This window comes from Natrinema soli (assembly GCF_028618695.1).
On record NZ_JAQIVI010000629.1, the window covers coordinates 1 to 510 of the forward strand.

Genomic DNA, 510 nt, shown 5'->3' on the forward strand with positions numbered 1-510 from the left:
GGCCACGGCGCCCTTATCGGCTCCCCTGACGTGGTCCCCGGTCCCGACGCCGCACCGAGCACCAGTACCGACGGTGCCGTCCTCCTCGACGGAAGCGGCGACTACCTCGACGTCCGGTCCGTCCCGGAACCCGACGAGACGAGCCCCGGCTTCACGGTCGGCCTCTCCGTTCGGGACCTCGAGACGAGCGCGGACTCGCCGCTCATTACTGGCGGTGACCGGTATGCGCTGCGGATCGCGGACGGCTCGCTCGAGTTCGCTATCGACGGCGACGGCGAAACGGTCACTGCACCGGTTCCGGACGGGTTGCGCGACGACGAGTGGCACTCGATCGTCGGCGTCTACGGTGCCGACGAACTGCGATTGTACGTCGACGGCGAGGAACTCGCGTCTGGGCCCCACTCCACCGACGGCCTCGCGGTCGCGGACGGTGACACGCGAGTCACGATCGGAGCCGACGCCGAGAACGACGCGTACGCGAGCCTCGCGATCGACGCCGTCGGCATCTAC

At 69.6% G+C, this 510-nt stretch carries 1 protein-coding gene; it reads left to right on the top strand.

Going from position 1 to position 510, the window contains the following annotated elements; all coding sequences use genetic code 11:
* The coding region (locus PGX04_RS28485) for a LamG domain-containing protein (RefSeq protein WP_273741568.1) at nucleotides 1-510 on the top strand (510 nt) is incomplete at both ends.